The organism is Leifsonia shinshuensis (assembly GCF_014217625.1).
GTDB lineage: Bacteria > Actinomycetota > Actinomycetes > Actinomycetales > Microbacteriaceae > Leifsonia > Leifsonia shinshuensis_A.
Map to the genome: position 1 here is coordinate 1,411,782 of NZ_CP043641.1, position 13,857 is coordinate 1,425,638.

General features: G+C 72.8%; 10 protein-coding genes. 7 read left to right on the forward strand and 3 right to left on the reverse strand.

The genetic code is table 11. The features are described from left to right. Positions 1-102 precede the first annotated feature (102 nt). Positions 103-2,652 (reverse strand): ATP-dependent Clp protease ATP-binding subunit, encoded by a 2,550-nt coding sequence (locus tag F1C12_RS06875; RefSeq protein WP_185278044.1) that lies wholly within the window; start codon positions 2,650-2,652, stop codon positions 103-105. Positions 2,653-2,782: 130 nt separating this feature from the next. Between F1C12_RS06875 and F1C12_RS06880 the strand changes: the two genes are divergently transcribed. The 4 genes from F1C12_RS06880 to F1C12_RS06895 all read left to right on the forward strand — a co-directional run bounded on the left by F1C12_RS06880 (position 2,783) and on the right by F1C12_RS06895 (position 7,397). Beyond that, the gene (locus F1C12_RS06880; protein WP_185278045.1) at positions 2,783-3,865 is read left to right on the forward strand and encodes an NAD(P)/FAD-dependent oxidoreductase; all 1,083 of its coding nucleotides are present in this window, start codon (positions 2,783-2,785) and stop codon (positions 3,863-3,865) included. Positions 3,866-4,040: 175 nt separating this feature from the next. After that, the gene (locus F1C12_RS06885; RefSeq protein WP_185278046.1) at positions 4,041-5,582 is read left to right on the forward strand and encodes a glycosyltransferase family 39 protein; all 1,542 of its coding nucleotides are present in this window, start codon (positions 4,041-4,043) and stop codon (positions 5,580-5,582) included. Then, on the forward strand, positions 5,579-6,256 hold the full coding sequence (locus tag F1C12_RS06890) for a DedA family protein (RefSeq protein WP_185278047.1): 678 nt from the start codon (positions 5,579-5,581) through the stop codon (positions 6,254-6,256). The genes F1C12_RS06885 and F1C12_RS06890 overlap by 4 nt, the downstream gene beginning before the upstream one ends. A gap of 37 nt (positions 6,257-6,293) precedes the next feature. Continuing rightward, positions 6,294-7,397, forward strand: coding sequence for a DNA glycosylase AlkZ-like family protein (locus F1C12_RS06895; RefSeq protein WP_185278048.1), 1,104 nt, complete (start codon positions 6,294-6,296; stop codon positions 7,395-7,397). A gap of 46 nt (positions 7,398-7,443) precedes the next feature. Here F1C12_RS06895 and F1C12_RS06900 read toward each other — a convergent pair whose 3' ends face one another. Then, positions 7,444-8,220, reverse strand: a complete 777-nt coding sequence (locus F1C12_RS06900) for an SDR family oxidoreductase (protein ID WP_185278049.1) — start codon at positions 8,218-8,220, stop codon at positions 7,444-7,446. Between the two features lie 101 nt (positions 8,221-8,321). Between F1C12_RS06900 and F1C12_RS06905 the strand changes: the two genes are divergently transcribed. From F1C12_RS06905 to F1C12_RS06915, 3 genes are all read left to right on the forward strand, one after another. Then, complete coding sequence (locus F1C12_RS06905) at positions 8,322-9,158, forward strand: helix-turn-helix transcriptional regulator (RefSeq protein WP_185278050.1); 837 nt, start codon at positions 8,322-8,324, stop codon at positions 9,156-9,158. Between the two features lie 41 nt (positions 9,159-9,199). After that, a complete protein-coding gene (locus F1C12_RS06910) occupies positions 9,200-11,269 on the forward strand; it encodes a DUF6777 domain-containing protein (RefSeq protein WP_185278051.1) in 2,070 nt (689 codons plus the stop codon). Positions 11,270-11,332: 63 nt separating this feature from the next. Beyond that, positions 11,333-12,238 carry a hypothetical protein gene (locus tag F1C12_RS06915; RefSeq protein WP_185278052.1) on the forward strand — a complete coding sequence of 302 codons (906 nt, stop codon included), beginning with the start codon at positions 11,333-11,335 and terminating at the stop codon, positions 12,236-12,238. Positions 12,239-12,250: 12 nt separating this feature from the next. On the opposite strand, the gene F1C12_RS06920 is transcribed toward F1C12_RS06915, so the two are convergent. Then, positions 12,251-13,855: a SulP family inorganic anion transporter gene (locus F1C12_RS06920; protein ID WP_185278053.1), complete on the reverse strand. Its 1,605-nt coding sequence runs from the start codon at positions 13,853-13,855 to the stop codon at positions 12,251-12,253. Between the last annotated feature and the right edge of the window lie 2 nt (positions 13,856-13,857).

Sequence of the window (13,857 nt, forward strand, 5' to 3'; positions counted from 1 at the left end):
GTTGAGAGATGAACTGTACCCCTATGTGGATTTTCAGGAAGGGTGGACAACGAAGAGGCGCCGGCCCCCGAAGGGACCGGCGCCTCTCACGACCGACTACGGTCACGCCGCCGCCGCGAACACCGCCCGCGGCCGCACCTGCAGCACCCCGTCGACAGCGTCCACCACGACGGTCCCGCCGTCCGCGACGCCGCCCGACACCATCAGCTCCGCGATCCGGTCGTCCACCTCGCGCTGGATGACGCGGCGCAGCGGGCGGGCGCCGTACTCCGGCTCGTAGCCCGCCTCGGCGATCCACGCCACGGCCGCGTCCGACGCCTCGAAGGCGATCGAGCGGCGGCCGAGGCGGGTGGCCGTCGACTGCAGCAGCAGGCGGACGATGTCGCGCAGCTGCTCGGCGTCCAGCTTGCGGAACAGGACGATCTCGTCGATGCGGTTCAGGAACTCGGGACGCATGGCCTCCCGGAGCTTGCCCATCACCCGGTCGCGGATGTCCTTGTCGGACGCGAAGCCGTCGGAGCCCGCCGGGACGAAGCCGAGCGCGCCGCTGCGGGACGCCAGGAACTCCGAGCCCAGGTTGGAGGTCATGATGACGACCGTGTTGCGGAAGTCGACCGTCCGGCCCTGGCCGTCCGTCAGCCTGCCGTCGTCCAGCACCTGCAGCAGCAGGTTGAACACGTCCGGGTGCGCCTTCTCGATCTCGTCGAACAGCACCACCGAGTACGGGTTGCGGCGCACGCGCTCGGTCAGCTGCCCGGCCTCGTCGTAGCCGACGTACCCGGGAGGGGCGCCGACCAGGCGGGCGACCGTGTGGCGCTCGCCGAACTCGCTCATGTCGAACCGGATCATCGCCTTGTCGTCGCCGAACAGCGATTCCGCCAGCGACTTGGCCAGCTCGGTCTTGCCGACGCCTGTCGGGCCGAGGAACAGGAACGAGCCCACAGGACGGCGCTCGTCGCCGAGGCCGGTGCGGTTGCGGCGCACCGCCTTCGCGACCGCCGTCACCGCGTCGTCCTGGCCGATGACCCTGGCGTGCAGCTCCGACTCCAGCGCGGCGAGGCGCTGACGGTCGGCGTCGCCGATGCGGGACACCGGGATGCCGGTCGCGCGGGACACGATGGCCGCGATCGCCGCCTCGTCGACGACCGCCTCCGCGGCGTGACGCGGCGCCTTCCCGAGCTCGTCGATCCGGCGCTGGACGTCCTCCATCTCGTCGCGCAGGCGGGACGCCTCCTCGTAGTGCTCGCCGGCGACGGCGGAGTTCTTCTCGGACTCCAGGGTCGCCAGGCTCTGCATCAGCTCGGACGCGTCGACCCGCTTGCCGAGCGACAGGCGCAGCCGGGCGCCGGCCTGGTCGATCAGGTCGATCGCCTTGTCCGGCAGGAACCGGTCGGAGATGTAGCGGTCGGACAGCTCCACCGCGGCACGGATCGCCTCCGGCGTGTAGGTGACGGCGTGGTGCTCCTCGTACGCGGCGCGCAGGCCGTCCAGGATGAGCACGGCGTCCTCGACGCTCGGCTCGCCGACCGTCACCGGCTGGAAGCGGCGCTCCAGCGCCGGGTCCTTCTCGATGCGGCGGTACTCCTTGAGCGTGGTGGCCCCCACCAGGTGGAGGTCGCCGCGCGCCAGCCGCGGCTTCAGGATGTTGCCCGCGTCCATGCCGCCGGCCTCGCCGGAGCCTCCGGCGCCGACCACGGTGTGCAGCTCGTCCACGAACACGATCAGCTCGTCCGTGCCTGCGCTGATCTCGTCCATGAGCTTCGTGAGCCGCTCCTCGAAGTCGCCGCGGTACCGGGTGCCCGCGACCATCCCGGCGAGGTCGAGCGCGACGACCTTCTTGCCGCGCAGCTGCTCGGGGACGTCGCCTGCGACGATCGCGCGGGCCAGGCCCTCCACGATCGCGGTCTTGCCCACGCCGGCCTCGCCGACCAGGACCGGGTTGTTCTTGGTCCGGCGGGAGAGGATCTCGACGGTCTGCTCGATCTCGTCGAGCCGGCCGATGACCGGGTCGAGCTTGCCGTCGCGCGCGAGCGCGGTCAGGTCGGTGCCGAACTGGTCGAGCATCGGGGTCTCGGAGTCGGTCGCGGCCTCATCGGAAGCGTCCTGCGCCCCCGCACCGACCGTGGCCGACTGCCGCATGGCGTTGGTCAGGGAGTCCGGCGTCACGCCTGCGGACTGGAGGACCTGCCCGGCCGGGGCGTCCTGACCGATCACGAGCGCGAAGAAGAGGTGCTCGGGGTCGATGTAGGTCGCTCCGGAGGCACGGGCCACCTGGTAGGCGTGGAAGAGGACGCGCTGGGCGGACGCCGTGATCGAGGCGCCGTCGGCGTCGATGGCCTCACCGGAGGCGGGGAGGCGCTGCTCGGCGGCGGCGGCGACTGCGGACGGGTCGACGCCGATACGGCGCATGGCCTCGGACGCGGGCTCCTGCCCGGCCATCACGCGGAGGATGTGCAGGGCGTCCAGCTCGCGGTGGCCGTGCTCGAGGGCGTACCGGCCCGCCTCGGCGAGGAGTTCCTGCGTGCGCCGGCTGAGGAACCGGCTGATGTCGATGGAGCGCGCGGCGCGGGCGCGCTCGCCCGCGAGGTAGCGCGAGAGGAACTCGTCGAACGAGTTCTCGCTGCCGCTCTCGGGGGTGAAGTTCTCGGGCACCTGATCTCCTGTTTCTAAAAGTTGAGTTACGTGCACTCAAGTTCAACGTTCGGGGGGAAGGTTTATTCCGGGATGCGCAGAGGAAACCGGCGGAGCAAACCGCGTCCGGCGTCCGGTGTACGGTCGCCGCATGGGGAAGCACGGCGTCTCGAAGCAGTCCGGTCCGGCCGTCGTGGTGATCGGCGACGGGGTCGCGGGGGCCGCCACCGCCTTCGCGCTCGCCCGGCGCGGCGCCGCGGTGACGATCGTGGACGCCGGCCTTCCCGGCCGCGCCACGGACGCGGGCGCCGGAATCGTCCAGCCGTGGAGCACGAGCGCCGGCGGCGACTTCTACGAGCTCTACGCTGCGGGCGCCGACTTCTATCCGGAGCTCATCGAGCGGCTCGCCGAGGCGGGGGTGCACGACATCGGCTACCGGCGTTCCGGCGCGCTCGTCGTCAACCGGGATGCCGCCGTGATCGACGACGTGGAGGCGCGGGTGCGCGGACGCGCCGCCGCCTCCCGCACGGCCGGCGAGGTGCGCCGGGTCGGCGCGGCCGAGGCGCGCGAACTGTTCCCTCCGCTGGCCGGCGACCTCCACGGCCTCCACATCGCAGGAGGCGCCAGGGTCGACGGGCGCGCGCTGCGGACGGGTCTGCTCGACGCAGCCGTCGCGCTCGGGGCGACGCACCTGGACGCCACGGCCGCGCTCGACGCCGACCGCGTCGTGACCGCTGACGGCGAGACCCTCCCCGCCGACGCCGTCGTCGTCGCGGCGGGCGCGTGGACGGACCAGGTCCTCCTCCCGCTCGGCGTCCGCGTGCCGGTGGAGCCGCAGCGCGGGCAGCTCGTGCACCTGCGGGTCGACGCCGACACCCGCGAGTGGCCGTCGGTGCATCCGGTCGCGCCGCACTACCTGGTGTCCTTCGACGCGGGGCGGATCGTCGTGGGCGCCACCCGGGAGACCGGGTCGGGCTTCGACGCTCGCGTGACAGCGGCGGGGACGCGGCAGGTGCTGGAGGACGCGCTCGCGGTCGCGCCCGGCCTCGCGGACGCGACGGTCATCGAGACGCGCGTGGGGCTGCGTCCGCTGCCGGACGGCGACCTCCCGACCGCCGGGCCCGTGGACGACCGGCCGGGCCTGTTCGTCAACACCGGTTTCGGCGCCGGCGGGCTCACGATGGGTCCGCTCATCGGCGACCTGCTCGCGGAGCGCGTACTCGGATCCCTGTGATGACAGGCGTCCTGGCCTGACCGGGATCCTGGCCTGACCGCGATCCTGGCCTGACCGCCCTGTCACCGAGTATCCTTCCGGCGTTCACCGCTGTCTTGGACCTTTCTTGGGAGGACTGGGATTGACTGGGGATCGGACGCTGATTCGAAAGGACGGTGCCGACCTGTCTGTCACGATGCTGCGGCCGGCCCCGACGCAGAAGGCCGCGCCCCTCACCCGCCCCGCGGTGCTCGCCGCGCTCTTCGGCGTACTGGCGACCCTGCTCTCCGCGATCGGCTCCTGGATCCCGTCGCTCTGGGGCGACGAGGCCACCAGCATCATGTCCGCACAGCGCCCGCTGTCGACACTGCTCGGGATGCTGGGCCAGGTCGACGCGGTGCACGGCACCTACTACTTCGGCCTCCACTTCTGGAGCGACCTGATCGGGTTCTCCCCGTTTGCCGTCCGGCTGCCGAGCGCCGTCGCCGTCGGACTGGCCACCGCGGCCGTCGTGCTGCTGGCCGCCCGCCTCCGCGATATCCGCACGGCGGTCATCGCCGGCCTGGTCTGCGCGATCCTCCCCCGCGTGACGTACATGGGCGAGGAGGCGCGCTCGTTCGCGTTCTCGGCAGCGATCGTCGCGTGGCTGACCGTGCTGCTCGTCGCCGCACTCGACCGCGAGCGTCCGCGGGCCGCGTGGTTCGTCGGCTACGGCGCGCTGCTGGCGGTCGGCACCTACGTCTTCCTCTACACGATCCTGTTCGCGGTGGTGCACGGCGTGATCGTCGCCGTGTGCCGGGCGCCGCGTCGGACGGTGCGCGGCTGGCTGATCGCGGTCGGGGCGGCCGTCCTCGCCGTCGCTCCCCTGCTCGTCGTCGCGATCGGCCAGCACCACCAGATCGCCTATCTCGGCGCCGTGCAGCAGCTCGCGCCGCAGACGCTGTTCAGCGGGCTGTGGTTCGGCGACTCCTGGCCGCTCGGCATCGTCGCCTGGGCGCTCATCGTGCTGGCGGTGGCGATCGCCGTGCAGCAGCGTGTGCTCGTCGGCCGGGCACGCGGCGAGCGGTTCCTCGGCCGCCCGGCCTCGCGCGTGCCCTCGCTCGTCGGCGTCGCCGCGCTCTGGCTGCTCCTCCCGCCCGCCATCCTGATCGCCGTGCAGCCGGTCGTCCCCGACTTCACCGCACGCTATGTGTCCTACTGCGCCCCGGCGGCGGCGCTCCTGATCGCCTGCGGCGTGGACGATGTCCTCCGCTGGCGGCGCTGGGCGGGCGTCGTCGTGGGCCTGCTCGTCCTGGGGCTGTGCGTGCCGGTCTACGTCGACGAGCGGACCCCGTACGCGAAGAACCAGAGCGACTGGGCGGAGGTCTCCGCGGCGATCGGCGCGAACGCGCGCCCGGGCGACGGCGTCGTGTTCGACGAGTCGACCAAGCCGTCCAAGCTCCCGCGGCTCGCCGAGCACACCTACCCCGCCGGCTTCCGCGACACGACCGACGTCGCCCTCCATCGGCCGTTCGCGCAGACCAGGTCCTGGCGCGACTCGGCCTACACTGTGCGACAGGCCGCTGCTCTCGGCCGGTTCGACGGCGTCGACCGGGTCTGGCTCATCGAGTACGCCCCGTCCCCCGGCTCGGTCGATGACTACGGCGTCGCCGACCTCACCACTCTCGGCTTCCACGAGACCACCACGCGGATCGCGACCCATCGCGAGCTGATCTCGCTGTACGAAAGGACCCCATGACCCCCCACGACCTGGCTGCCGCCGGCTCCCTCGTCCACACGGGCCTCCTCGACCCGCAGGGTCTCATCCAGGCCGCGGGCCCGTGGGCGCTGCTCGGCGTCTGCGCGATCGTGTTCGCCGAGACCGGCCTCCTGCTCGGCTTCTTCCTGCCCGGCGACACGCTGCTGTTCTTCGCCGGCGTGCTCACGCTCACCGGCCACATCCCGCAGCCGCTCTGGCTGGTGATCGCGGCCGTCGCCGTCGCGGCGATCGCGGGCGGCGAGGTCGGCTACCTGATCGGCCGGAAGTCCGGCCCCGCGGTGTTCGACCGGCGGGAGTCCGGCGTGTTCAGCCGGGCGAGCGTCGACCGGACGCAGGCGTTCTTCGACAAGTACGGCAGCGGCGCGGTCGTCGTCGCCCGCTTCGTCCCGGTGGTCCGCACCTTCGCACCCGTCGCGGCGGGGGTCGGCCGGATGCGTCACGGCGTGTTCAGCCTCTACAACGTGATCGGCGCCGCGGTCTGGGCCGCCGCCGTCGTGCTGATCGGGTACGGGCTCGGCCACATCCCGGGCGTCGCGGACTTCGTGTCCAAGTACCTGGACATCGTGCTCATCGCGATCGTCGTACTCTCGGTCGGCCCGGTGCTGGTGCGAGCGATCATGCTGCGCCGCCGGAGGTCTCGCGTCGAGTCCTGACCGCCCGTCCGTCGGAGGCTGCGGCTAGCGTAGGGCCATGGCCGTCACCCTGGACCGCGACGAAGCGCGCCGGATCGCCGTGCGCGCGCAGCGCCTGGACGCCGGGCGACCCGACGGGATCGTCCCGCTCGCCGAGAGCCTGACCTTCCTGCAGCTCGACCCGACGGCCGCCATCGCGCCGAGCGCCGACCTGATCGCCTACACGCGGCTCGGCCCGGCTTACCGGCCGGAGACCCTGGTCGAGGCGCTGGAGACCGACCGGCTGCTCTACGAGGTGAAGGCGATGGACGACCCGGTCACACCGCCGTTCGCGATGGTGCGGCCGATGTCCGACCTCGGCCTCCACCTCGACCGGATGTCGCGCTGGCCCGAGCGGCTGTCGGGCGCCCACGCCTGGCTGGAGGCGAACGACGCGTTCCGCCGGGACGTACTCGCGCTGCTGCGCGACCGCGGTCCGACGCTGTCCAAGGACATCCCGGACACCGCCGCCGTGCCGTGGGAGTCCACCGGCTGGACGCACAACCAGAACGTCACGCGCCTGCTCGAGCTGCTGCAGGGCCGAGGCGAGGTCGCGGTCGCCGGCCGGATCGGGCGGCAGCGCGCCTGGGACCTGGGCGAGCGCGTCTACCCGGCGGGCATAGCGGTGGTGCCGGAGGCGGAGGCCGCCCGGCTGCGCGACGAGCGCCGGCTGCGCTCGCTCGGCATCGCCCGCCGCGCCCTGGTCGGCGAGGCGGGCGAGCCGGCGACCGTCGAGGGCAGCGCCCTGGAGTGGCGGGTGGACCCGGCCGCCGTCGGCCTCCCGTTCACCGGCCGCACCGCGCTGCTGTCGCCGTTCGACCGGCTGGTGCACGACCGGGTCCGCACCAACGACCTCTTCGGGTTCGAGTACCTGCTGGAGATGTACAAGCCCGCCGCCAAACGCCGCTGGGGCTACTTCGCGCTGCCGATCCTGCACGGCGACCGACTGATCGGCAAGCTCGACGCCGCCGCCGACCGCAAGTCCGGCGTCCTGCACGTGACGGCCATCCACGAGGACGGCCCGCTCTCGCCCGAGACCCGGGACGCCGTGCGCACCGAAATCGACGCGCTCGCCGCCTGGCTCACCCTCACCCCCGAGTATCCGTCGCCGAGGGGCACGTAAACGCCCCTAAAACGCGGTTTTGGGGGCGTTTACGTGCCCTTCGAGGTCAGGCGGCGGACTCGCGGGCGTGCGGATCGGAGCTGTTCAGCACCTGGACGACGTGGTCGTAGTCGCCGCGGGCCTCGCCGTAGCGGAGGAACTTCACCCGCTCGACCTGGAGCTCCGTCGCGTCGGGCTGCGTCTCGATCAGTTCCATGACCTCCGCCACGAACTCGTCCAGCGGCATCGCGAAGTCGCTCTCCTCCTGCCCCGGCATGAGCGCGGTGCGAACCGCCGGCGGCTCCAGCTCCATGACGCGCACGGAGGTGTCTGCGAGTTGGAGGCGGATGCTCTCGCTGAGCATGTGGATCGCCGCCTTGCTGGCGTTGTAGCTCGGCGTCACCTTGAGCGGCGTGAACGCCAGACCGGACGAGACGGTCACGATCGTGGCGTCCGGCCGGGTCTGGAGGTGCTCGACGAACGCCGCGATCAGCCGGATCGGCCCCAGCACGTTGGTGGTGACGATCGACTCCGCCGAAGCGAGGAAGGCCTCGGGGCGGTGCCAGTCCTCCGCGCGCATGATCCCGGCCATGGCGACGAGCACGTTCAGGTCGGGGTGGCCAGCAAGAACCGCAGCGGCGGCCTCCCGGATGCTGTCGGCGTCCGCGGTGTCGATGCGGACGGTGTCGATGCCGGGGTGCTCGGCCGCGATGCGCTCCAGCAGCTCGGTGCGGCGGCCTCCCACGATGACGGTGTTGCCGCGCTCGTGGAGGGCGACGGCGAGGGCGAGCCCGATGCCGCTGGTGGCGCCGGGGATGAAGACGGTGTTCCCTGTGATGTCCATGCCTCCACTGTGCGGGCGTCGCGGCGCGGACGGGAGCGGAGCGCTCATCGGGGGATCCGCGATCCCTGGCTCGGGCGCGCCCGACGTCGGATGATGGTGGGATGGATCGCACCGCGCTCGCCGACTTCCTCCGCCGCCGCCGTGAGGCGCTGCGCCCGGAGGACGTCGGCCTGCCCTCCGGCGCCCGCCGCCGCGCCCCCGGCCTCCGCCGCGAGGAGGTCGCCATGCTCGCGGCGATGTCGAACGACTACTACACGCGGCTGGAGCAGCGCCGCGGCCCGCAGCCGAGCGACCAGATGCTCGCCTCGCTCGCCCGCGCACTACGGCTGTCGGCCGACGAGCGCGACTACCTGTACCGCGTCGCCGGCCACAACACCCCCGACCGGATGGGCGGCGCGCACGTCCCTCCCGCCCTCCAGCGCGTGCTCGACCGGCTCGACGACACCCCCGCTCTGGTGCTGTCGAACGTCGGCGAGACCCTCCTGCAGAACCGGCTGGCCGTGGCGCTGCTCGGCGATCGCTCGCACTACACGGGGCTCGACCGCAGCGAGTTCTACCGCTGGTTCACCGACCCGGAGACCGCGCGTGCGATGTACCCGGAGGCCGACCGCGACCGGCAGAGCCGCGCCCAGGTGGCCTCCCTCCGCGACGCGTACGGCGCGCTCGGCCCGCAGTCGCGCGCCGGCGAGCTCGTGCGGGCGCTGCTGGAGCGGAGCCCCGAGTTCGCCGCGCTGTGGGAGCGGCACGAGGTCGCCCGCCGGTTCGAGGACCACAAGACGCTCCTCCACCCGGAGCTGGGCGCGATCGAGCTGGACTGCCAGGCGCTCTTCACCGAGGACCAGTCGCAGTGCCTGCTCGTGCTGACCGCCGCGCCGCGCACGGAGGCGGCGGAGAAGCTGGCGCTGCTGGGCGTGGTCGGCACGCAGTCGTTCGCGTGAAGGCCTCCCCACCCGTTCTGATCTGAGCTATCCTCACCTTCATGTCGAAGGACGCCGTCCCCCGGACTCCGTCCGAACCAGACGGACACGGTCCGGGGTCGCGCAGCCGACGGCGGTGGTGGCTCGCCGCCGCGATCGTCGTCGTCGTGGCCGTCGTCGCCGCAGCCGTGGTCGCCGGCATCGCCATCGGCCGCTCGGCCCCGGCCGCCGCGCTGACGCTCGTGCCGGCCGACAAGCCGGGCCCGAACCCGTTCACCGACTCCGCCCAGACGGAGACCGCGCCCGCCGCCTCGGCGACCGTCACCCGGAAGACCGAGCAGCTGCGCGCCACCCTCCCGAAGGCCGGCGGCACGAGCACGCCCGTCGCCGAGGGCACCGCCCCCGGGCTCTACGGAGGCAGCGGGAACGCGCAGGTCTGCGACGCGCAGCGCCTCGTCCGCTTCCTCCAGGACGCACCGGCGAAGGCCGCTGCGTGGGCGCATGTGCTCGGCATCGCCCCGGCGACGATCGAGCACTACGTCGCCGGCCTCACACCGGTTATCCTCAACAGCGACACGCTCGTGCAGAACCACGGCTACCACGCGGGCGCGGCGACCTCCTTCCCCGCGATCCTGCAGGCCGGCACCGCGGTGATGGTCGACAGCGCCGGCCTCCCCCGCGTCAAGTGCAACTGCGGCAACCCGCTGACCGAACCGAGCGTGGTGTCCGTGCCGTCGGCGCCCACCACGGGTGCGGTGTGGCCGGGCTACACGGCAGGCGGCGTGATGCTGGTGCACGGCGGGACGGCGAGTGGAAGCCTCCAACTCGTCGACCGCGCGAGCGGCCAGGTCTATGCGCAGCCGCTCGGCGCCGCCGCGGCCGTCTGGGCGGCCGCGAGCCTGACCTCATCGGCCGGCGCCGGCATCGCCGACCAGTCGGTGCTGTGGACCAGTGCGGACGGCACGGCCTGGACACAGCGGGCGACGGTCCCGCACGAGCTGATCATGGGGCTGGCGTGGGGCGACGGGCGCTGGGTCGCGGTCGCAGCGTCCGACGACCAGGCGACGATCCACTCGGAGATCCTCACCTCGCCCGACCTGAGCACGTGGACGGTCGCGACCACGGTGACCGGCCGTCTCCGCGGCGTCGGCTTCGGACGGGGAGGCTGGCTCGCGGTCGGCGATCCCTCCGACGGGTACAGCGATTCGCTGGGACTCTCGGAGCCGAGCGGCCACGCCGACGTGTATGCGAGCACGGACGGCGCGACCTGGACGAAGACCACCACCGTCGACACCCCGGGATCGGACGGGTTCTGGTCGATCGCCTACGGCGACGGGCACTGGGTCGCGACGGCCAATGCGATCTACGTGCAGAACTCGCCCGTCAACGTCTACCAGAGCAGCGACGGGACCGCCTGGACCACGAGCGGCGCCGGGATCGCGCAGCAGACCGACGGGATCGTCGCATACGGCGCGGACGACGGCTGGCGCATGGCGGCGTCCACCACCTATCCGGCGGACCCGGCCTCGTTCGACCCGCCGCTCCAGGACACGCTGATCAACGCGGGCGCCGGAGCAGGAGCGTGGACGACGTCCAGTCCCGCGGCGCTGAAGCAGCAGCTTCCGCACGCCTTGGCGTCCGGCGCCGGGCGATGGCTCCTCGGCAGCGAGGACTCGGAGCTCATGAACCAGGGGCACGCTTTCAACACGACGCGCGTGAGCGCGAGCGAAGACGGAATCTCCTGGACGACCGCCGGCCGCATCGACGGGCCGCTCGGCGCGCTCGCCTACGGAAGCGTGGCGGCGGCGGCGTCGCCGGGGACGACCTCCACGCCCACGGCGACGCCCGCGCCGACCACCGCGCCCAGCGCCGGCGGCTCGGGCGGGACGCCCGACTGCACCGCCGCCGCGCTCCAGCGTGCGCTCGTCGCGGCGGGGCTCCCCGGGACGATCGGCTCCGACCTGGCGTGCAGCGCCGGCTGGGCGGCGGCCGGCGTCAACCATCCCGAGTCCCAGACGACCGCGGTCTTCCAGTGGGTGGACGGCGCCTGGCAGTGGCGGGACCGCACGACGGTGTGCTCGCAGAACGTCCTGCCGCCCGCGGTCGCGCCGGCGGCCTGCCAGAGCAACTGACGGAGGCCGCGGAGAAGCCGGCGGTACTGGGCACGCCGTCGTCCGCCGGGTAGCCTGTGCGCCGTGGATGTCATCGGCTGGCTTCTCGACGGCGACCCCGCGATCCGCTGGCAGGTGCGCCGCGACCTGCTGCACGAACCGGACGACGCGGTCGCCGCCGAACGCGCGAACGTGGAGACCGAGGGCTGGGGCGCCCGCCTGCTCGACCTCCAGCGAGAGGACGGCACCTGGGGCGAGGGCGTCTGGACGCAGCGCGACCGGGTCGGCGTGGACGACGCCATGCTGCTGCTGGCGGTGCTGGGCGCGCCGGCGGACGGCCCGCGCACGAGCGTCGCCGTCGACCGCGTCGTGCGCCGGGTCGACTGGGGCGAGGAGTGGTGGAACCATCCGTTCTTCGACGGCGAGGTGGAGCCGTGCATCAACGGCCGCGTGCTCGTCGCCGGCGCACGCTTCGGGCACCCCAGCGAGCTGATCGTCGAGCGGCTGCTGAACGAGCAGCAGGATGACGGCGGCTGGAACTGCTACGCGCAGACCCGGCAGGACCCCGGCTCGTTCCACAGCACGATCTGCGCACTGGAGGGCCTGACCGCCTACCGGGACGCCGGCGGCCCCACCGACGTGGCCTCGGCCATCGACCGCGGCCACGACTACCTCCTGGCGCGCGGCCTAATGCGCCGTCTGAGCGACGACTCGATCATCAAGGAGAGCTGGCTGCGGTTCTCGTTCCCGTACTACTGGTCGTTCGACCTGCTGCGCGGGCTCGACCACCTGCGGGAGGCCGGAGTGCCGGCGGACGATCGCGTGACGGAGGCCGTGTCCGTCGTGTCGTCGCGCATGCAGCCCGACGGGCGCTGGCTGCTCGACCACGAGCACTCCGGGCGGGCACTGCTGAGCATGGAGACCGTCGGTGAGCCGAGCCGCTGGAACACGCTGCGGGCCCTGCGGGTGCTGGAGTGGGCCGAGGCGTGACCGCCGCGCGGCCTAGTCCGCGACCCGCCCCTCGGCCTCCAGTCCCTGGAACCACTTCGTGCGCGCGGCGACCGCGTGCGCGGCGGAGGGGAGGCCGCGCACGCGGAGCTGCACGCCGCGCCCGGCGAGCTCCTGGTCGAGGTTCTGCAGGGCGAGGATGACGGTGACCGAGATGTCCTGGAGCGGGGAGCAGTCGAGGGTGAGCTCGGTGACCTCTCCCTCGGCGCGCGCGGCGTCAACGGCGTCGAGGATCGTCTGCTCGGTCGCGAGCACGTTGGCCGTGTAGAGCGGGCCGAGCAGGCTGACCGAGAGCCGGCCGCCCGCGGACTCGTCGAGGCGGACTCGTGGCTTGTTCAACGCCGCCAGCACGAGCACGAGGGTGAACAGCACTCCGACGCCGACCGCCGCCAGCAGCCCGGCGGTGAGGCCGATGACCGCCGTGGCCATCGCGACGGCGAAGTCTCGGCGGCTGACGCGCCAGAGCAGCACCAGATCCTTCACGTCGATCAGCCCGAACACCGCCACGAAGACCAGAGCCGCGAGGGTCGCCTGCGGCAGGAGGCTGATCACCGGGCCGAGGAACAGGCCGATCAGCAGCGCCAGAACCACGGTGACGAGCGCGGCGAGCTGGGAGCGGGCGCCCGCCGACTTGTTCACCGCGCTCTGCGAGAAGCCTCCCGCCGCCGGCAGCGTCTGGAACCAGCCGCCGATCAGGTTCGCCATGGCGGTCGCGAACAGTTCGCGGTTGCTGTCGATCCGCGGGTCCTCCAGTTCGCGGATGCCGCGCGCGACGGCCGCCGACTCCAGGAACGCCATGACCGCGATCGCCAGCGCGCCGGGGATCAGCTGGAAGACGTGGTCGAGGCTCGGCAGCACGGGTAGCGGGAAGGCCTGCGTGACCGGCGTGATGAGCGCGACCCCGGCCGACCGGAGGCCGCCGAACGCGACGAGCAGGATCCCGGCAGCCACCACGATCAGCGGACCGGGCACCCGCGGCAGGAACCGCTTGAACAGGAACAGCGCGGCCACCGACAGCACCGAGAGCACGGTCGTGACGGGATTCGCGTGCGGGACGGCGGCGATCACCGCGTTGACGCTGTGGATGAACCCGTTGCCGGTCGGCGCGTCCGTCTCCCCCAGCAGCTTCGGGAGCTGACCGACCGCCACCGTCGCGCCGACGCCGATCTGGATGCCGAGCAGCGTCGGCTTGTTGATGATCTCGACCAGCGTGCCCAGCCGCAGCAGCCGCGCCAGCAGCAGCGCGGCGCCGACCAGCAGGGTCAGCGTCACCAGGTCGCGCGGGATCGCGTGCGAGTTCGCGACGACCCCCGCCGAGACGAAGGTGGTCGCGGTGAGCGTCGCGATGGTGGAGGTCGTGGACACGCTCATCGCCCGCGACCCGCCCAGGAATGCGTAGACGGCCATCGGCACCGTGGCCGTGTAGAGGCCGGCCTCCACCGGCAGGTTCGCGATGGTCGCGTACGCCATCGCCTGCGGGACGACCACCGCGCCGGCCGAGACCCCGGCGAGGATGTCGCGGCCGAGCCACTCCCGGCGGTAGCCCGCCAGGGTGGGCAGCAGCCACGGCCGCCGGGCGACCGGGGGCGCGGTGGTCATCG